Origin of the sequence: Mycobacterium sp., assembly GCF_046095365.1 — a bacterium.
Lineage (GTDB): Bacteria > Actinomycetota > Actinomycetes > Mycobacteriales > Mycobacteriaceae > Mycobacterium.
The window spans coordinates 1-17,200 of record NZ_JBJTJF010000139.1 but is presented as its reverse complement, the minus strand read 5'-3'; the positions used below and the strand labels follow the sequence as shown (position 1 = coordinate 17,200).

18 protein-coding genes and 2 pseudogenes are annotated in these 17,200 nt (G+C 70.7%); 16 read left to right on the top strand and 4 right to left on the bottom strand.

The genetic code is table 11. The annotated features are described in order from the left end of the window. Together ACKOQ4_RS11170 and ACKOQ4_RS11165 are read left to right on the top strand one after the other, a co-directional pair. Positions 1-408 (top strand): annotated as a pseudogene (locus tag ACKOQ4_RS11170) (thiamine-phosphate kinase); the annotation flags it as partial. 28 nt (positions 409-436) lie between these two features. After that, a complete protein-coding gene (locus ACKOQ4_RS11165; RefSeq protein ID WP_526291783.1) occupies positions 437-1,120 on the top strand; it encodes a uracil-DNA glycosylase in 684 nt (227 codons plus the stop codon). A 6-nt stretch (positions 1,121-1,126) separates the two neighbouring features. Here ACKOQ4_RS11165 and rpmB read toward each other — a convergent pair whose 3' ends face one another. Beyond that, positions 1,127-1,321, bottom strand: coding sequence for a 50S ribosomal protein L28 (gene rpmB, locus ACKOQ4_RS11160; protein ID WP_526291781.1), 195 nt, complete (start codon positions 1,319-1,321; stop codon positions 1,127-1,129). A 190-nt stretch (positions 1,322-1,511) separates the two neighbouring features. On the opposite strand from rpmB, the pseudogene fakA reads away from it, so the two are divergent. The 3 genes and pseudogenes from fakA (at position 1,512) to ACKOQ4_RS11145 (ending at position 6,065) form a co-directional block, all read left to right on the top strand. Next, positions 1,512-3,146, top strand: a pseudogene (fakA, locus tag ACKOQ4_RS11155) (fatty acid kinase ATP-binding subunit FakA). 1 nt (position 3,147) lies between these two features. Then, complete coding sequence (recG, locus tag ACKOQ4_RS11150) at positions 3,148-5,364, top strand: ATP-dependent DNA helicase RecG (protein WP_526291779.1); 2,217 nt, start codon at positions 3,148-3,150, stop codon at positions 5,362-5,364. Beyond that, on the top strand, positions 5,361-6,065 hold the full coding sequence (locus ACKOQ4_RS11145; RefSeq protein ID WP_526291777.1) for a GmrSD restriction endonuclease domain-containing protein: 705 nt from the start codon (positions 5,361-5,363) through the stop codon (positions 6,063-6,065). Before recG ends, ACKOQ4_RS11145 begins: the two co-directional genes overlap by 4 nt. A gap of 28 nt (positions 6,066-6,093) precedes the next feature. Here ACKOQ4_RS11145 and ACKOQ4_RS11140 read toward each other — a convergent pair whose 3' ends face one another. The 3 genes from ACKOQ4_RS11140 to ACKOQ4_RS11130 all read right to left on the bottom strand — a co-directional run bounded on the left by ACKOQ4_RS11140 (position 6,094) and on the right by ACKOQ4_RS11130 (position 9,859). Further along, positions 6,094-7,449 (bottom strand): hypothetical protein, encoded by a 1,356-nt coding sequence (locus tag ACKOQ4_RS11140; protein ID WP_526291775.1) that lies wholly within the window; start codon positions 7,447-7,449, stop codon positions 6,094-6,096. A gap of 237 nt (positions 7,450-7,686) precedes the next feature. Continuing rightward, positions 7,687-8,937, bottom strand: a complete 1,251-nt coding sequence (locus ACKOQ4_RS11135) for a hypothetical protein (RefSeq protein ID WP_526291773.1) — start codon at positions 8,935-8,937, stop codon at positions 7,687-7,689. Positions 8,938-9,034: 97 nt separating this feature from the next. Further along, complete coding sequence (locus tag ACKOQ4_RS11130; RefSeq protein ID WP_526291771.1) at positions 9,035-9,859, bottom strand: aldo/keto reductase; 825 nt, start codon at positions 9,857-9,859, stop codon at positions 9,035-9,037. 84 nt (positions 9,860-9,943) lie between these two features. On the opposite strand from ACKOQ4_RS11130, the gene ACKOQ4_RS11125 reads away from it, so the two are divergent. From ACKOQ4_RS11125 to ACKOQ4_RS11075, 11 genes are all read left to right on the top strand, one after another. After that, a complete protein-coding gene (locus tag ACKOQ4_RS11125; protein ID WP_526291769.1) occupies positions 9,944-11,011 on the top strand; it encodes an alpha/beta hydrolase in 1,068 nt (355 codons plus the stop codon). Positions 11,012-11,078: 67 nt separating this feature from the next. After that, on the top strand, positions 11,079-11,864 hold the full coding sequence (locus ACKOQ4_RS11120) for a DsbA family protein (RefSeq protein WP_526291768.1): 786 nt from the start codon (positions 11,079-11,081) through the stop codon (positions 11,862-11,864). After that, complete coding sequence (locus tag ACKOQ4_RS11115) at positions 11,861-12,493, top strand: vitamin K epoxide reductase family protein (RefSeq protein WP_526291767.1); 633 nt, start codon at positions 11,861-11,863, stop codon at positions 12,491-12,493. The genes ACKOQ4_RS11120 and ACKOQ4_RS11115 overlap by 4 nt, the downstream gene beginning before the upstream one ends. A 4-nt stretch (positions 12,494-12,497) precedes the next feature. Next, the gene (rsmD, locus tag ACKOQ4_RS11110) at positions 12,498-13,073 is read left to right on the top strand and encodes a 16S rRNA (guanine(966)-N(2))-methyltransferase RsmD (RefSeq protein ID WP_526291765.1); all 576 of its coding nucleotides are present in this window, start codon (positions 12,498-12,500) and stop codon (positions 13,071-13,073) included. 11 nt (positions 13,074-13,084) lie between these two features. Next, the gene (gene coaD / locus ACKOQ4_RS11105) at positions 13,085-13,567 is read left to right on the top strand and encodes a pantetheine-phosphate adenylyltransferase (protein WP_526291763.1); all 483 of its coding nucleotides are present in this window, start codon (positions 13,085-13,087) and stop codon (positions 13,565-13,567) included. Positions 13,568-13,655: 88 nt separating this feature from the next. Then, a complete protein-coding gene (sepIVA, locus tag ACKOQ4_RS11100) occupies positions 13,656-14,393 on the top strand; it encodes a cell division protein SepIVA (protein ID WP_526291761.1) in 738 nt (245 codons plus the stop codon). A gap of 26 nt (positions 14,394-14,419) precedes the next feature. Beyond that, a complete protein-coding gene (locus ACKOQ4_RS11095) occupies positions 14,420-14,977 on the top strand; it encodes a YceD family protein (protein ID WP_526291760.1) in 558 nt (185 codons plus the stop codon). Beyond that, on the top strand, positions 14,974-15,702 hold the full coding sequence (gene rnc, locus ACKOQ4_RS11090; protein WP_526291759.1) for a ribonuclease III: 729 nt from the start codon (positions 14,974-14,976) through the stop codon (positions 15,700-15,702). Before ACKOQ4_RS11095 ends, rnc begins: the two co-directional genes overlap by 4 nt. Beyond that, positions 15,695-16,597 carry a bifunctional DNA-formamidopyrimidine glycosylase/DNA-(apurinic or apyrimidinic site) lyase gene (gene mutM / locus ACKOQ4_RS11085; protein WP_526291757.1) on the top strand — a complete coding sequence of 301 codons (903 nt, stop codon included), beginning with the start codon at positions 15,695-15,697 and terminating at the stop codon, positions 16,595-16,597. The genes rnc and mutM overlap by 8 nt, the downstream gene beginning before the upstream one ends. A 9-nt stretch (positions 16,598-16,606) precedes the next feature. Then, a complete protein-coding gene (locus ACKOQ4_RS11080) occupies positions 16,607-17,020 on the top strand; it encodes an OsmC family protein (RefSeq protein ID WP_526291755.1) in 414 nt (137 codons plus the stop codon). Next, a partial coding sequence (locus ACKOQ4_RS11075) for an acylphosphatase (protein ID WP_526291753.1) occupies positions 17,017-17,200 on the top strand: 184 nt, incomplete at its 3' end. The genes ACKOQ4_RS11080 and ACKOQ4_RS11075, both read left to right, overlap by 4 nt.

The following is a 17,200-nucleotide window of genomic DNA, read 5'->3' as shown; positions in this document are numbered from 1 at the left end:
GGTATTGGCGGTTTCGACGAGTTGCGAATGCGTCATCTGGTGCCGGAGCCCCCCTACGGCCAGGGCCGGGCGGCGGCGGAGGCCGGGGCCCAGGCGATGACCGATGTCTCCGACGGTCTGCTGGCCGACCTCGGGCACCTGACATCCGCCTCCGGCGTCGTGATGGATCTGCGGGGAGCGGCGCTGCGCGCGGACGCCGACGCGGTGGCGGCCGCCGCGCGGGCGGCGGGGGCCGATCCCTGGGCGCTGGTGCTCGGTGGCGGGGAGGACCACGCGCTGGTGGCGTGTTTTCCCGGTCACCCGCCTCACGGGTGGCGGGTGATCGGGGCGGTGCGCGCCGGTGCGCCGCAGGTTCTGCTCGACGGCGCGGCGTGGTCGGGTCCGGCGGGCTGGCAGTCCTACGCCTGACACCGGCGCCGGTATAGGTTGTCACCCCGTGACGCCCCGCCCGCTGAGTGAGCTCGTCGACGACGGCTGGGCGCGGGCGCTGTCTCCGGTCGCCGATCAGGTCGGTGTGATGGGGGAGTTCCTGCGCGCCGAACTCGCCGCCGGCCGCCGGTACCTTCCCGCGGGTCCTGACGTCCTGCGCGCCTTCGGCTTTCCCTTCGAGGACGTCCGCGTGCTGATCGTGGGGCAGGATCCGTATCCGACCCCCGGCCACGCGGTGGGCCTGAGTTTCTCGGTCGCGCCCGGGGTCCGGCCGCTGCCGCGCAGTCTGGCCAACATCTTCACCGAGTACCGCGCCGACCTGGGCTACCCGGAGCCGTCCAACGGCGATCTGACCCCGTGGGCCCGGCGCGGGGTGATGCTGCTCAACAGGGTGCTCACCGTGGCGCCGGGAACGCCGGCCGCGCACAGAGGCAAGGGTTGGGAGGCTGTCACCGAATGCGCGATCCGCGCCCTGGCGGCCCGCGGGCGGCCGATGGTCGCGATCCTGTGGGGACGAGACGCCGCCTCGCTCAAACCGATGCTGGCCGGCAGTGGGTGCGCGGCCATCGAATCGCCGCACCCGTCGCCGCTGTCGGCGAGCCGGGGATTCTTCGGAAGCCGGCCGTTCAGCCGGGCCAACGAGCTGCTGACCGGGATGGCTGCCGAACCGGTGGACTGGCGACTGCCGTGAGGGCGCCTACCCGCGAGTGACCTTGCCGGCCTTCAGGCAGGAGGTGCAGACGTTGACGCGCTGCTTGTTGCCGCCGGGGCGGGCCGCGGCGTGCACGGTCTGGATGTTGGGGTTCCACCGGCGGTTGGTCCGGCGGTGCGAATGCGACACCGACTTGCCGAATCCGGGGCCCTTACCGCAGATATCGCACACGGCAGCCATGTCAGAAACTCCTCAAATCTTGGTTCACCTGTGGTTTCACCCACCTGCGCGGGGCGTTCCACGCGGGCGACCCGTCAACCGGCAAGGATACCGGCGCGCTGACTCGAACACCAAAATGGCCCGGTGCGTGCGTGACACACTGCGTCGGCGGTCCTGGCTAGGCTGACGCCGAACGGGATCGGAGGTGGGGATGGTCGAGCGGCGGCTGGACGCGACCGCCCTGCGTGAGTGGGCTCACACCTGCGTCACCGCGCTGATCCGCCACACCGACGAGATCAACGCCCTCAACGTCTACCCGGTCGCCGACGCCGACACCGGGACGAACATGCTGTTCACCATGCGGTCCGCCGCTGCGGAGGCGCAGGCCCGGGGTGGCGACGTCACCGCTGCCGCCGAAGCGCTGGCCCGGGGCGCGCGGGGCGGGGCCCGGGGCAACTCGGGGGTGATCCTCTCCCAGATCCTGCGGGCGCTGGCCGAGGTCACCGCGAGCGCCGCGGCCGACCGCGACATCGCCGACATCGATGCCGCGCTGCTGGGGGCGGCGCTGCGGCACGGGGTGGCCCTGGTGGTGGAGGCGATGGGCGGGGAGCTGGTGGACGGCACCGTCGTCTCGGTCCTGCAGGCCGCCGCCGGGGCCGTCGAGGAGGCGCTCGCGCAGGAGGCAGGGCTGGTGGGCGCCCTGGAGGCGGCGGGAGGCGCGGCCGCTGAGGCACTGGACCGTACGACCGGACAGCTGGCGGTGCTGTCCCGGAACCAGGTGGTCGACGCCGGCGGCCGGGGCCTGCTGGTCCTGCTCGACACCCTCGCCGCGACCATCACCGGACACGCCCCGTCCCGCCGCGACTACCCGGCCGCGGCCCCTGCCGCCCGGTCCGGGCCCGCCGAGGCGCCGCCCCCGCAGTTCGAGGTGATGTACCTGCTCGGCGGCTGCGGGGACGAGGCACTGGACCGGCTGCGCGGCCGGCTTCACGCGCTGGGCGATTCGGTCGCCGTGGCGCCGGCCGCCTAAGGGAGCCACTCGTTCCTCGTCCACAACGACGACGCGGGGGCGGCCGTGGAGGCCGGACTGGCCGCCGGCTCGATCAGCCGGATCCGCATCTCGGCGCTGGCGACCGGCCGGGTCGCACCGGGAGGCTGGACCCGGCAGCGGGCCGTGCTGGCCGTCGTCGACGGTGACGGGGCCGCTCGGCTGTTCGGCGGTGAGGGTGCCTGCGTGCTTCGGCCGGACGCCGAACTGGTCGATCCGGCCGACGGGGTCAGCGCCGACCGGCTGTTGCGCGCCCTGGTCGACACCGGCGCCGCCCAGGTGATGGTGCTGCCCAACGGCTACGTTTCCGCCGAGGACCTGGTGGCCGGCTGCACCGCGGCGATCGGCTGGGGCGTCGACGTGGTGCCGCTGCCCTGCGGCTCGATGGTCCAGGGCCTGGCCGCCCTGGCCGTCCACGACCCGGACCGCCAGGCCGTCGACGACGGCTACACCATGGCCAGGGCCGCGGCCGGATCCCGGCACGGGTCGGTGCGTCTGGCCACCGAGCAGGCGCTCACCTGGGCCGGGGCCTGCCTGCCCGGCGACGGCCTGGGCATCTCCGGCGACGAGGTGGTGGTGGTGGACCCCGACCCCGTGGCCGCTGCCGCCCGCCTGATCGATCTGCTGCTCGGCTCGGGCGGCGAACTGGTCACCGTGCTCGTCGGCGCCGGCGCGCAACCCGGCGACACCGCGGCCGACGCGCTGGCCGCCCACGTACGCCGCCGCCACCCGGGCACGGAATTCACCAGCTACCGCACCGACCACCGCGGCGACCTGCTGCTGATCGGGGTGGAGTGACATGGTCTCGCCGGCCGACCGTCTGGACGCGGTGCTGGGCGCCAAGGCCGCCCGGGCCCTGGACGAGACGTTCGGCATCCGCACCGTCGACGACCTGCTTCGCCACTACCCCCGCAAATACAGCCAGGGGATGACGGTCCGGGGCGAGGAGGACGAACCGCCCGCAGAGGGCGAACACATCACCTTCGTCGGCGAGATCGCCCAGGCCGACGCCCGCTGGACCAGCCGCCAGCCCCGCCGCGAGTACCTGGTCGTCACGTTGCGCAACCGTCGTCCGAAAGTCACCGCCACGTTCTTCAACGCCCGCTACCTCAAGGCCGGCCTGGTCGCCGGGACCCGGCTGATGCTGTCCGGCGAAGTCGGCTACTACAAGGGCACCATGCAGCTGACCCACCCGGCGTTTCTGGTGCTGGACTCGCCCAGTGGCAAGAGGTTCGGGACCAAATCGCTGAAGACCATCGCCGACTCGGCCGGTGACCCGACCGGCGAATTCGACATATCGGTGTTCGAGCGCGACTTCTTCCCGATCTACCCGGCCAGTGCCAAGCTTCAGAGCTGGGACATCTACGCATGCGTGCGCCAGGTTCTCGACGTCCTGGATCCGATACCTGAGATGCTCCCGGAATCCGTTCTGCGCCAACGTAATCTGGTTTCCGAGGACACCGCACTGCGGGCGATCCACATCGCGGAGAACGAGCGTGACCGCGACCGCGCCCGCGAGCGGCTGACCTTCGACGAAGCCGTTGGGCTGCAGTGGGCGCTGGTGGCGCGCCGGTACGGCGAACTGGCCGATTCCGGACCGCCGGCCCCACCCCGGTCCGACGGCCTGGTGGCCGCGATGTCCGGCCGGCTGCCGTTCGAGCTGACCGGCGGACAGCGGGAGGTGCTCGAGGTCATCTCCGCCGAACTGGCGGCCGCCAGGCCGATGCACCGCCTGCTGCAGGGCGAGGTCGGCTCCGGCAAGACGATCGTCTCGGTGCTGGCGATGCTGCAGATGGTCGACGCCGGTTACCAGTGCGCCCTGCTTGCGCCGACGGAGGTACTCGCCGCCCAGCACGACCGGTCCATCCGAGACGTCCTGGGCCCGCTTGCGATGTCCGGGCAACTCGGCGGCGACGAACGGGCCACCGGAGTGGCGCTGCTGACCGGGTCGATGTCGGCCGCCCAGAAGCGTCAGGCCCGCGATGCGGTGGCCTCGGGGGCGGCCGGCATCGTCGTCGGCACGCATGCTCTGCTCCAGGACGCCGTGGAGTTCCACCGGCTGGGCATGGTGGTGGTCGACGAACAGCATCGGTTCGGGGTCGAGCAGCGAGACCGGTTGCGCGCCAAAGCCCCCGACGGGCTCACACCGCACCTGCTGGTCATGACGGCCACGCCGATCCCGCGTACCGTCGCGCTGACCGTGTACGGCGACCTGGAGACCTCGACGCTGCGTGAACTCCCGCGCGGCCGCCAGACGATCACCACCAAGACCGTATTCGTCAAGGAGAAGCCGCAGTGGCTCGATCGGGCCTGGCAGCGTGTCACCGAGGAGGTCTCCCGGGGGCGCCAGGCCTATGTCGTCGCGTCCCGGATCGACGAGAACGACGAGACCGGTGCCGACCAGGGCGGGCCGCCGCCGATCACCGTGGTCAACCTCTACGAGCAGTTGAGTCGCGGCGCGTTGTCGGGCCTGCGGCTGGGCCTGATGCACGGCCGGCTGCCGGCCGAGGAGAAGGACGCGGTCATGGCGGCTTTCCGGGCCGGTGAGGTCGACGTGCTGGTGAGCACGACCGTCATCGAGGTGGGCGTGGACGTGCCGAACGCGACGATGATGGTGGTGATGGACGCCGACCGGTTCGGCATCAGCCAGCTGCACCAGCTGCGCGGGCGGATCGGCCGCGGTTCACACCCCAGTCTCTGCCTGCTGGCCACCCGGCTGCCGCAGGGATCCAAGGCCGGTGAACGGCTCGAAGCGGTGGCGGCCACCATGGACGGCTTCGCGCTGGCCGACCTGGATCTGCAGGAGCGCCGTGAGGGAGATGTGCTGGGGCACAGCCAGTCCGGCAGGCCGATCACGCTTCGCTTCCTGTCGCTGGCCGAGCATCTCGATCTGATCCTGGCCGCTCGCGAGTTGTGCGAGTCGGTTTACGCCGCCGATCCGGACAACTCGGGGATGGCACTGCTGGCCGGTCCGTTCACCGGTTCGGACCGTATCGAGTTCCTGGACAAGGCGTGAAGCGCGGAACGCTGCTCTGGATCGCCGCGGTGGCGGCGGTGGCGGTCGTGGTCGCCGCGCAGGTCGTCCTGGCCGCCGGTCGTCCGGATCGGGCCGGGCAAGCCGGTGCGCCGCGGGTCGCGCCGGGAGCCGACGTTCTGGCCGGGATCGCCGTGGTGCCGGAGCGGGTCCGCGGGAACGACTATCGGCGAGCGGCGTTCGGCGACGCCTGGGACGATGACAACGGTGCACCCGGTGGCGGAAACCGTTGCGACACAAGAAATGACATCTTGACCCGGGACCTGACGGAGAAGACCTTCACCGCGACCGGGCGTTGCCCCCGTGCAGTGGCAAGCGGATCGCTGCGCGACCCCTATACCGACTCCACCGTCGCGTTCGTACGGGGAAACCAGGTGGGGACGTCGGTCCAGATCGACCACATCGTGCCGCTGGCCTTCGCCTGGGACATGGGGGCGCGGGACTGGACCGACCAGTTGCGCAAGCGCTTCGCCAATGACCCCGCCAACCTGCTGGCGGTCGCCGGTCAGGCCAACCAGGACAAGGGCGATCTGCCGCCGGGGGAGTGGCTGCCGCCAAACACCGCCTTCCGGTGCCAGTACGCGGTGGCGTTCATCGGGGTGCTGCGCGGCTACCGTCTCCCGGTGGACCGGGATTCGGCCCGGGAATTGCGAAACGCGGCGGCCAGCTGCCCATCCAGCTGACCGCCGCGCGTCGCGGGCGGCTAGATGACTAGCCGGCGTGGCGTGCCGCGGCAGCCTTGGCCAGCCCGCGACCGGATTCGCGGGTGGAGGAGGCAGCCTGACCACGCTTGCTCACCGGGGCCTTGGCCAGTGCGGCGCGCGCCTTGGCCACCGCTTCCTGAGCCTTGGCCACCGCGGGGACCTTGGACAACGCGGGGACCTTGGACAACGCGTCCTGAGCCTTGGCCACCGCGGGGACCTTGGACAACGCGGGAGGCAACGCGGGGACTTTCGCCACCGCGGCCGGGGCCTCGGAGTCGGTCACCGCGGCGTCGACGACCGCCGGAGCCTCGTCGGCGGCGAGCGCCTCCGGGGCAGCCGCCGCGCCGAGCGGGGCCTGTGCCGGAGCGGGCGGGGTGACCAGCATCTGGTCGCCGAGGAGCTGGCCGAGGCCGATGACCGATCCGAACCAGCTCACCGGCAGGCCCGGATCGGTGACGTTGACCGAGGTGCCGTTGGGCGGCGGGAAGTTGGAGATCTTGTAGCTGATCTCGGCCGCCAGCGAGTCGAACATCACGCCGCCGTTCTGCGCCGTGGGTGCCTCCAGCGTGCCCTCGGTCGGGACCGGCGGACTGACCAGGCCGCCGAGGTTGAGCCCGATGCTCTTGACCTCGGGCGGGAGCGGGGCGATCGCGCCCGCCACCCCGGTCAGGTCCAGGTAGCCCGCGCCGTTCAGCACGGCGTTGGTGACGTTGGCCGGGATGTTGATGAGCTCGTTGATCGCCCCCGTGACGTCGCCGTCCTGGAAGTACTGGCCGATGGCGGTGAAACTCCGGGTCAGCTCGACCAGGGGCGCCAGCAGCGGTCCGACGAGACCGGCCACCTGGCCGCTGTAGGGGGTCGCGGTGAACTTGATGATCTGCTCCAGCTGGGCGTAGGCGTCGCCGAGGACAACCGGCAGCACGGCGTAGACGGCCCTCTGGCTCAGCGGGATGCCGGTCGTGATCGGCACGTTGGAGATGTAGGAGCCTTCGGGATCGCCGGGGGACCAGGGCGCTTTGAAGAAGGTGTTGACGTTGCCGACGATCTGTTCGGCGATGAGCTGGATGTCCGGCAGTTCCTGGATGTAGGTCACCCAGTTCTTGGACATGGTCGTCAGGATCGGGAGCGGCTGCTGCAGGTAGAAGCCGACCAGCTTCTCGATGTTGGCGAGGGTCAGCTTGATGGTGTCGACCCAGGGGGTGATCGGGTCGATGGCGGCGGCGAGTTCGACCGCCAGGCTCTCGGCCCGATGCGGGGCCAGCGCCAGATGACCGGGCAGCGGCTGGATCGGCGTGAGGGCGATCGCGCCCGCGCCGAGGGCGGCAATTCCGGTGGTGAGGTAGGTGCGAGCGGTGACGTTCACGTCAGGTCCCCTTCCTGTGATTAACCTGATAGCTAACGAATATAGCTGAGAATTTCCTGAGCGCAAGGGTTCGCCGGAAAGAATTTTCCCGGCCCCGCCGACGTTGCCGCCGGAGGCGCTGAAGCCCAGGTCACGGGGTCGGCGCGGCGCCGGTCGGGGCCCGGCCCGCGACACGCGAAAACGCGGCGGTCAGTTGCGCTGGCAACTTACCGCCGCGTTGCGGGGCGGTTGGGGGTCTCAGTCGGTGTGACTTGCGGCGGCCGCCCTGGCCGACCGCGCCGCCCGGGCGGTGGCCCTGGACTGCTTGCCGAACGGCGCCTTCCTGGTCAGCACCGGCCGCTTTGTCGCCGGAGCCTTCACCGTGGCGGCCGGAGCCGCCGCAGCGGCCGCCTCGGCCGCGGCCGTCGCGGACGCAACCCTGGCCCGGACCCGCGCCGGCGGGGTGACCTCCGCCGGGGGGGTGACCACCATCGCGTCACCCAGGAACTGGCCGAGGCCGATGACCGAGCCGAACCAGCTCACGGGCAGGCCCGGCGTCTTCACCGAGACGCCGAGCGCCGAGGCCTCGGTGGCGATGTTGTCGAAGAGCACACCGCCGCTGAGGGCGGTGGGGGCCTCGAGGGTGCCCTCGAACGGCACCGGAGGGCTGACCAGCCCGCCCAGGTTGAGTCCGATGCTCTTGATCTCCGGCGGCAGCGGCTGGATGGCGTTGACCACTCCGGTCAGGTCGACGTAACCGGCGCCGTTGAGAACGCCGTTGGTCACGTTGGCCGGGATGTTGAGCAGTTCGTTGACCGCTCCGGCGACGTCACCGGCCTGGAAGGCCTCACCGATCGCGGTGAAGCTCCGGGTCAGCACGACCAGGGGCGCCAGCAACGGCCCTACCAGACCCGCCACCTGGCCGCTGTAGTGGTTGGCGGTGAAGGCCAGCAGCGGTGCCAGCGTGGTGAGCAGGTCGGGCGCGGAGGCCTGCAGGACCGTCGGCAGAAGCTGGTAGAGCTCGCGCTGGCTGAACCCCTTCGGCGCGATGAACGGGATCTTGTTCGTGATCGGGACGTTGGAGATGTAGTCGCCTTCGTAGAAGGCGGGATCGCCGCACGGATCGGTGGCGCATGTGCCCGGATCCCACGGCGCCTTGAAGAAGGTGTTGATGTTGCCCACGATCTGGCTGGCAATGAGTTGGACGTCGGGCAGTTCCTGGATGTAGGTGCCGATGTTGGCGCTGATGGTTTTGATCAGCGGAATCGGCTGCTCGAGGTAGAAGTTCAGCAGCGCCGCGATGTTCGCCCCGGCGAGCTTGAGCGTGTCGACCCACGGCGTGATGATGTCGATCTGGCCGGCGGTGAGATCGACGGCGACTGACTGGACGGCTTTGCCCGGGGCCAGGGCCAGCTGGTTTGGCACGGGCTGAACCGGGGACAGGGCGATGGCGCCGACGCTGATCGCGGCAACGCCGGCGGTCAGGTACGACCGGGCTGATAGTTCCATGTCGGGAAATCCCTTCCTGTGGTCAAGCTGATAGGTCGGGAGCCTAGGTTTGATTTAGCTGAGTGCACGGGTTATTGGCGAATTTTCAGGATTTTTCTCAGGTCGAAGCCGGGCCGGGCCGCAGCCGGGTGCCGTCGTCGAGACCGGTGAGGGTGGCCATCTCGTCGTTGGTCAGCGCGAAGTCGAACACGCCGAGGTTCTCGGCCAGATGCGCCGGCGTCGTGGCACGCGGAATCGCGACGTTGCCCATCTGGATGCTCCACCGCAGCAGGGCCTGGGCCGGGGACTTGCCGTGGGCGGCGGCCACCGCCGTGACGGCGGGATGCTCCAGCAGCGTTCCCGCCGCCAGCGGGCAGTAGGCCTCGGTGACGATGGAGTGCTGCGAGTGGACCGCCCGCAGTTCGGACTGGCTGAGCAGGGGATGCAACTCGACCTGGTTGACGGCCGGTACGAAGAAGGACAGGTCGATGATGTTGGACAGGTGTTCGGGGCTGAAGTTGCTGACGCCGATCGACCGGGTGTCGTCGACCTCCTTGGACTTCATGATCCCGCCCCAGGCGTCGATGTACTTCCCGTTCTCCTCGGCGGGCCAGCCGATCAGGTAGAGGTCCAGGTAGTCCAGGCCGAGCCGGGCCAGACTCGCCTTGCAGGCGTCCTGCGAAGACTGGAAGCCCTGGTCGGCGGCGGCCATCCTGGTGGTGACGTACAACTCGTCGCGGGAGATGCCGGCGCCGGCGATCGCGCGCCCGACGGCCTCTTCGTTGGCCGGAGCGGTGTCGATCAGCCGGTAACCCGCCGCCAGAGCCGCCGCGACCAGGGCCTGGGCATCGGCCGGAGGCACGTCGCGGACGCACAGACCGAGCACCGGGATGGTGTGGCCGTCGTTGAGCGTGACGGTGGGGATGGCGGCCGTCGGTGTCATGTCACCTGCCTGTGCATCGAGTGTTCCGATCGAGCGGATTCGGCTGAGGATAGTACGAGTCGTGCCGGGCGTAAGCTGCGGCTCATGGCAACCGTCAAGGAGCGGGTCCTGGCCGCCGGCAATCGGTTGGGCGTCAAGGTGATTCCGCGGTTACCCCACCGGGCCAAGCTGCTGCTCTCCGGCGGCAGGGCGGTCACCATCGACGGCAACACGCTCGATCCGTCGATCCAGATGATGCTGGCCGCGCAGCGTCGGCTGGGAATCGAGAGCCTGGTTGTCGACGGTGACCCCGTGGCGACCCGGACCGCCAACAGGGCGCTGACCGCCACCCTCGACGAGCCCGCTGTGCGGGTCGGCGAGGTCAGACCGGTGTCGATCCCCGGCCCGGCCGGAGTCATCCCGGCCCGGCACTACCGTCCCGCGGTCAGCGGCCCGGCCCCGCTGCTGGTCTTCTATCACGGCGGCGGCTGGGTCTTCGGCGACCTGGACACCCACGACTCGGCCTGCCGGCTGATCTGCCGCGACGCCGGGGTCCACGTACTGGCCGTCGACTACCGGCTGGCGCCGGAGCATCCCGCGCCCGCCCCCCTCGACGACGCCTACACCGCCTACCGCTGGGCCCGGGAGCGGGCGGCGGACCTCGGCGCCGACCCGAGGCGGGTGGCGGTCGGCGGGGACAGTGCCGGGGGAAACCTGGCGGCGGTGGTGACCCGGCTGGCCCGCGACGCCGGCGACCCCCTGCCGGCGCTGCAGTGGCTGATCTACCCCGTCACCGATCTGCGCGGCCAGACCCGCTCCCGCTCGCTGCTCGGCGCCGGGTTCCTGCTGAGCAAGGCCGACCTGGACTGGTTCCAGAACCTCTACCTGGCCGGGTCTGGCCTCGACGAGACCGATCCGCGGGTCTCGCCGGCGCTGGCCCGCGACCTCGGCGGCCTGTCGCCGGCTCTGGTGGTCACGGCCGGTTTCGACCCGCTGCGCGACGAGGGGCAGCAGTACGCCGCCAGGCTGGGGGAGGCCGGGGTGGCGGTCGACCACCGGCAGATGTCGTCGATGATCCATGCGTTCCTCAACCTGAACCTTCTGGGCGGAGCGGTCAGCCGGGCCAACTCGGAGATGATCTCGGCGCTGCGGGCGCACTTGGCCCGCGACTGACGGTCCCGGCGACCCCGCCGGTACTCTGGAACCCCGAACCGTCACCGACAGCGAGGACCAGCCGACCGTGGCCACCAACAAGAAAAGCCCTCCCAAATACGACTTGAACGCCCAGGACCGCAAGCGTGACCTGCTCGTCAAGATCGGCCTGACCGCCATCGTGGCGCTGTTCGCCGTCGGGTTGGTGCTCTGGATCGTGATGGGTCACGACAAGGGGAGCGGTAATCCGCAGGCCGTGCGGGTCGCATCCCAGTCGCTGATCAAGAAGGACAACACCGACGAGCCCAAGGCCGTGCTGTCGATCTACGAGGACTTCCAGTGCCCGCACTGCCGTGATTTCGAGAAGACGTTCGGCCCGGCGGTCGCCAAGCTCGTGGACAGCGGCGCGGCGGCCGTCGACTACTACATGGTGTCGATCCTCAACCGGACCAACGGCGGGTACTCCGGCCGCGCCGCCAACGCCGCCTACTGCGTCGCCGACGAGAACAAGGACGCGTTCGTGCGTTTCCACTCCGCGCTGTTCGCCAAGCAGCCCCAGGAGGGTTCGGGCACCGGACCTGACAACGCGGCACTGATCGAGACCGCCCGTCAGGCCGGCGTCACCGGCGGGGTGCCCGACTGCATCGACAAGGGCAAGTACGAGAAGATGAGCAAGGGTCTGGCCGCGGCGGCCAAGATCACCGCCACCCCGACGCTGCGGCTCAACGGCCAGGACATCAATCCGGCCACACCGGATGAATTGCTGGCCAAGGTCGCCGCGATCGTCGGGCCGCTTCCCGCCCTGATGCCCACGCCTTCGCCGACATCACCGGCACCGGCCACGACGTCCGCGGCGCCGGCACCGGCGCAGTGAGCCTCACCACGCCGGCACCGGCGGAGACCGACCCGGCCCGGCCCGCCTCGCCGGCCGGGGTGCGGGTGGGCCGGGCCAGCGCCTGGTGGATCCTTATCGCCGGCGTCGTCGGCCTGCTCTCGTCGGTCACGCTGCTGGTGGACAAGATCGAAGTCCTCAAAGACCCGTCCTTCGTGCCGAGTTGCAACATCAACCCGGTGCTGGCCTGCGGGTCGGTGATCGTGACCCCGCAGGCCTCGGTGTTCGGCCCGCCCAACCCGATGTTCGGCATCATCGCCTTCAGTGTCGTCATCGTGACCGGCGTGCTGTCGGTGGCCGGGGTGACGCTGCCGCGCTGGTACTGGGTGGGCCTGATGGCCGGCACCGCCGTGGGAGTGGCTTTCGTGCACTGGCTGAAGTACGAGACGCTCTACGACATCGGGGCGCTGTGCCCGTATTGCATGGTGGTGTGGGCGGTGACCATCCCGCTGTTCGTCGTCGTGGCCTCAATCGCATTGCGGCCGTTGGCCTCCAACCCGGTCGCGCGCGGTCTGTACCAGTGGCGCTGGCCGTTGGTGGCGTTGTGGTTCGTCTGGGTGCTGCTGGAGATCCTGGTCCGGTTCTGGGACTACTGGTCGACCCTGATCTAGAACCGTGACTCGCATCGTCGCCGGCGTCGCCGGTGGACGGCGGCTGGCTGTGCCGCCGTCCGCCCGGCCGACCACCGACCGGGTCCGCGAAGCGATGTTCAACATGCTGGCGGCCCGCCGCGATTTCGACGGCCTGCGGGTGCTCGACCTCTACGCGGGCTCGGGCGCGCTGGGCCTGGAGGCGCTGTCCCGGGGGGCGGCCTCGGTCCTGTTCGTCGAATCCGACCGGCGCGCGGCCGAGGTCATCGCCCGCAACATCGCCACGGTCGGGCTACCCGGGGCGACGGTCCGTCGCGGATCGGTGCCGGCCGTGCTGGCATCCGGGGCGGCGCATCCGGTGGACCTGGTGCTGGCCGACCCGCCCTATGACACCCCCGCCGACCAGATCGAGGCGGTGCTGGCCACCCTGGGCGGCGTCGGCTGGGTGCGGGCCGGCGGCCTGGTCGTGGTGGAGCGGCCGGTGTCTGTGCCGGCGCTGACCTGGCCGCCCGGCTGGGCGGTGTGGCCGCCGCGCCGTTACGGCGACACCAGGCTGGAAGCGGCCGAAATGCTCGGCATCGAGGCGGTCGGCGGCTGCTAGCGTCATCGCCTATGAGCGGCGCGGTGTGTCCGGGGTCCTTCGACCCGGTGACCCTCGGCCACGTCGACGTCTTCGAACGGGCGGCCGCGCAATTCGACGAGGTGATCGTCGCGGTTCTGGGCAACCCGAAGAAGGCGGGCATGTTCACCGTCGACGAGCGCATCGCGATGATCGAGGAGGCGACGGCCCATTTGCCGAACCTGCGCGCGGAAGCGGGTACGGGACTGGTGGTCGACTTCGTCCGGGCCCGCGGGTACACCGCGATCGTCAAGGGCCTGCGCACCGGTACGGATTTCGAGTACGAGTTGCAGATGGCCCAGATGAACAAGCACGTCGCCGGGGTGGACACGTTCTTCGTCGCCACCACCCCGCAGTACTCGTTCGTCTCCTCGTCGTTAGCCAAGGAGGTCGCCGGCCTCGGTGGGGACGTGTCGAATCTGCTTCCCGAGTCGGTCAACCGGCGACTGCGGGCCAAACTGGGCGGATCCGGCTAGTTCGCGACACACCGCGCCGCCAGCACAGTCACAGCAGTAACAGCAGGCACACTGGTCACTACCACTGATTTAGCCTGGAGGGTGCGCCGTGTACCGAGTTTTTGAAGCGCTGGACGAACTGAGCGCGATCGTCGAAGAGGCCCGCGGTGTGCCGATGACGGCAGGCTGCGTGGTTCCCCGCGGCGACGTCCTGGAACTGCTCGATGACATCAAGGACGCGATTCCGGGCGAACTGGACGACGCCCAGGACGTGCTGGACGCCCGCGACACCATGCTCAACGAGGCCCGGGAGCATGCCGAGTCGACGGTGACGGGCGCCAACGCCGAGGCCGAGTCGCTGCTCAGTAACGCCCGCGCCGAGGCCGACCGGCTGCTGGCCGACGCCAAGTCGCAGGCCGACCGGATGGTCGCCGAGGCGCGCGCCCACAGCGACGGCATGGTCGCCGAGGCCCGCGACGAGGCGGCGCGGCTGTCCGCGGCGGCCAAGCGGGACTTCGAGGCGGCCACCACCCGGGCCAAGGCGGAGGCCGACCGGTTGGTCGAGAACGGCAACATCTCCTACGAGAACGCCGTCCAGGAAGGCATCAAGGAGCAGCAGCGGCTGGTCTCGGCGACCGAGGTCGTCCAGTCCGCCCATGCCGAGGCCACCAGGCTCGTCGACTCCGCCCACGCCGAGGCCGACCGGCTGCGCGGCGAGTGCGACGTCTACGTCGACAGCAAGCTGGCCCAGTTCGAGGAGTACCTCAACGGAACGTTGCGCTCGGTCAGCCGTGGGCGGCATCAACTGCGCACTGCCGCAGGCACACACGACTACGTGCAGCACTAGCCGCCGGCGGTCGTAGGATCGCCGTTATGGCGACGCCCGACCCGCGTGCTCCGCTGGTCTTCGACGTGTCCCGGCTGGGGCGTCGGCCGGGCGCCATGCAGGAGATCCGCCAGACCGTGCCCAGCCCGGGCCGCATCGGGCTGGACCTGATCGCGATCGAGCCCGGCGCGCCGCTCGACCTCGACCTCCGGCTGGAATCGGTCTCCGAGGGCGTCCTCGTGTCGGGCTCGGTGCACGGCCCCACCCGCGGCGAGTGCTCGCGGTGCCTGGGGCCGGTGGCCGGCGAGGTCGACATCGTGTTGACCGAACTGTTCGCCTACCCCGACAGCCTCACCGAGTCGACCACCGAGGCCGACGAGGTGGGGCACGTCGTCGACCACACCGTCGACCTCGAGCAGTCCATCGTCGACGCCGTCGGGCTGGCCCTGCCGTTCACCCCGCTGTGCAGGCAGGACTGCCCGGGCCTGTGCCCGAGGTGCGGTGTCGCACTGGCCGGCGCCGAGCCCGGGCACCGGCACGAGGAGGTCGACCCGCGCTGGGCCAGGCTGGCCACCCTGCTGCCGCCGGACGGGGAGCCGTCGTGACCCACCGGAAGCTTCTCGATGCCCTGGGCGCGGACCTGCCCGAGGATCTGCTGACCCTGGCCCTGACGCACCGCAGCTATGCCTACGAGAACGGCGGGCTGCCCACCAACGAGCGGCTGGAACTGCTCGGAGACGCCGTGCTGGGGCTGGTGATCGTGGAGGAGTTGTTCCGCCGCCACCCGGACAGCTCGGAAGGCGACCTGGCCAAGCTGCGCAACAGCATCGTCAACAGCCAGGCGCTGGCCGGGGTGGCCCGCGACCTGACCGGCGAGGGGCTCGGCGAGTATCTGCTGCTGGGCCGGGGCGAGATCAACACCGGCGGGCATGCCAAGCCGAGCATCCTCGCCGACACCCTGGAGTCGCTGCTCGGGGCGGTCTACCTCCGGCACGGCCTCGAGGGCGCGCGACGGGTGATCCTGGGGTTGTTCGACGAGCTGCTCGACACCGCCCCGACGCTGGGCGCGGCTCTGGAGTGGAAATCCAGCCTGCAGGAGCTGACCGCCGCCCGGGGGCTGGGAGTCCCGCGTTACGAGGTCACCTCCGAGGGGCCCGACCACGACCGGCGCTTCGCTGCGGTGGTGTACGTCAACGGGGAGCTCTGCGGCACGGGCACGGGCCGGTCGAAGAAGGCCGCCGAGACCGAGGCCGCCGCGGCTGCCTGGACCGCGCTGGACGCCGACCCGGCGTACCGGCCGGCCGAAGTCGCCGCCGACCTGGATGCCTGAACTTCCCGAGGTCGAGGTGGTGCGGCGCGGCCTGCAGGCGCACGTGGCCGGCCGTGTCCTCACCGCCGTCCAGGTTCGGCATCCCCGGGCGGTTCGCCGGCACGAGGCCGGTGCGGCGGATCTGACCGCGCGGCTGACCGGAGCGCGGATCACCGGAACGGACCGGCGGGGCAAGTACCTGTGGCTGAACCTCGGCGATGACCAGACCGCGCTGGTGGTGCATCTGGGAATGAGCGGGCAGATGCTGCTCGGGCCGATCGCCGACACCGGTCACCTGCGCATCGCCGCGATTCTCGACGACGGCACCGAACTGAGTTTCGTCGACCAGCGCACCTTCGGCGGCTGGCAGCTCGCCGATCTCGTCAGCGTCGAGGGCAGCCGGGTTCCCGCACCGGTCGCGCATATCGCCCGCGATCCGCTGGATCCGCGATTCGACCGCGATGCTGTCGTCAATGCGTTGCGGCGCAAGCATTCCGAGATCAAGCGCCAGCTCCTGGACCAGACCGTGGTGTCCGGGATCGGCAACATCTACGCCGATGAGGCGCTGTGGCGCGCGGAGGTCAACGGCGCCCGGGTGGCCGAGAAGCTGACCCGCCGCCGGCTCGGGGCCGTGCTCGACGCGGCGGCCGAGGTGATGAGCGAGGCGCTGCGGGAGGGCGGTACCTCCTTCGACTCGCTCTACGTCAACGTCAACGGCCAGTCGGGGTACTTCGACCGCTCGCTGAACGTCTACGGCCGGGAGGACCGGGGCTGCCGGCGATGCGGGGCGGTGATCCGCCGGGAGAAGTTCATGAACCGGTCGTCGTTCTACTGCCCGGTCTGCCAGCCGCGGCCGCGGGTGCCGGGACCGGTCCGGCCCCCACCATCGCGAAAGCCCGGCGGTGCGGCAGGGTAGAAACTCCCCATGACTGAACTGTGGGTGGAACGCACCGGGGTGCGGCGCTACACCGGGCGCAGCGGCCGCGGCGCGGAGGTGCTGATCGGCTCGGAGACCGACGAGGGCGTCTTCACCCCCGGCGAACTGCTCAAAATCGCGCTGGCCGGCTGCAGCGGGCTGTCCAGCGACCAGCCGCTGCGGCGCCGCCTGGGCGACGACTACCCGGCGGTCATCCGGGTCTCGGGGCCGGCCGACCGGGAGCAGGAGCGCTACCCGCTGCTGGCCGAGACCCTCGAGATCGACATGTCCGGGTTGTCCGCCGAGGAGAAACAGCGCCTGCTGATCGTCGTCGGGCGGGCGATCGACCAGTCCTGCACGGTCGGGCGAACGCTGAAGTCCGGGACGACGATCACCTTCGAGGTGGCGGGGGAGGCCTCGTGAACGACGGCGCCAGGCTGACCGCCTGGGTCCACGGGTACGTCCAGGGTGTGGGGTTCCGCTGGTGGACGCGATCGCGGGCGCTGGAACTGGGCCTGACCGGGTATGCCAGCAACCAGCCCGACGGGCGGGTGCTGGTGGTCGCGCAGGGGCCGCGGGCCGCCTGCGAGGAGCTTCTGGAAC

What these genes read in the sequence shown, in the direction of transcription:
- rpmB (WP_526291781.1), bottom strand. Translation starts at nt 1,321, where the DNA reads ATGGCTGCCGTGTGCGATATCTGCGGTAAGGGCCCCGGATTCGGCAAG.
- recG (WP_526291779.1), top strand. Translation starts at nt 3,148, where the DNA reads ATGGTCTCGCCGGCCGACCGTCTGGACGCGGTGCTGGGCGCCAAGGCC.
- ACKOQ4_RS11135 (WP_526291773.1), bottom strand. Translation starts at nt 8,937, where the DNA reads ATGGAACTATCAGCCCGGTCGTACCTGACCGCCGGCGTTGCCGCGATC.
- ACKOQ4_RS11130 (WP_526291771.1), bottom strand. Translation starts at nt 9,859, where the DNA reads ATGACACCGACGGCCGCCATCCCCACCGTCACGCTCAACGACGGCCAC.
- ACKOQ4_RS11125 (WP_526291769.1), top strand. Translation starts at nt 9,944, where the DNA reads ATGGCAACCGTCAAGGAGCGGGTCCTGGCCGCCGGCAATCGGTTGGGC.
- coaD (WP_526291763.1), top strand. Translation starts at nt 13,085, where the DNA reads ATGAGCGGCGCGGTGTGTCCGGGGTCCTTCGACCCGGTGACCCTCGGC.
- ACKOQ4_RS11095 (WP_526291760.1), top strand. Translation starts at nt 14,420, where the DNA reads ATGGCGACGCCCGACCCGCGTGCTCCGCTGGTCTTCGACGTGTCCCGG.
- mutM (WP_526291757.1), top strand. Translation starts at nt 15,695, where the DNA reads ATGCCTGAACTTCCCGAGGTCGAGGTGGTGCGGCGCGGCCTGCAGGCG.
- ACKOQ4_RS11080 (WP_526291755.1), top strand. Translation starts at nt 16,607, where the DNA reads ATGACTGAACTGTGGGTGGAACGCACCGGGGTGCGGCGCTACACCGGG.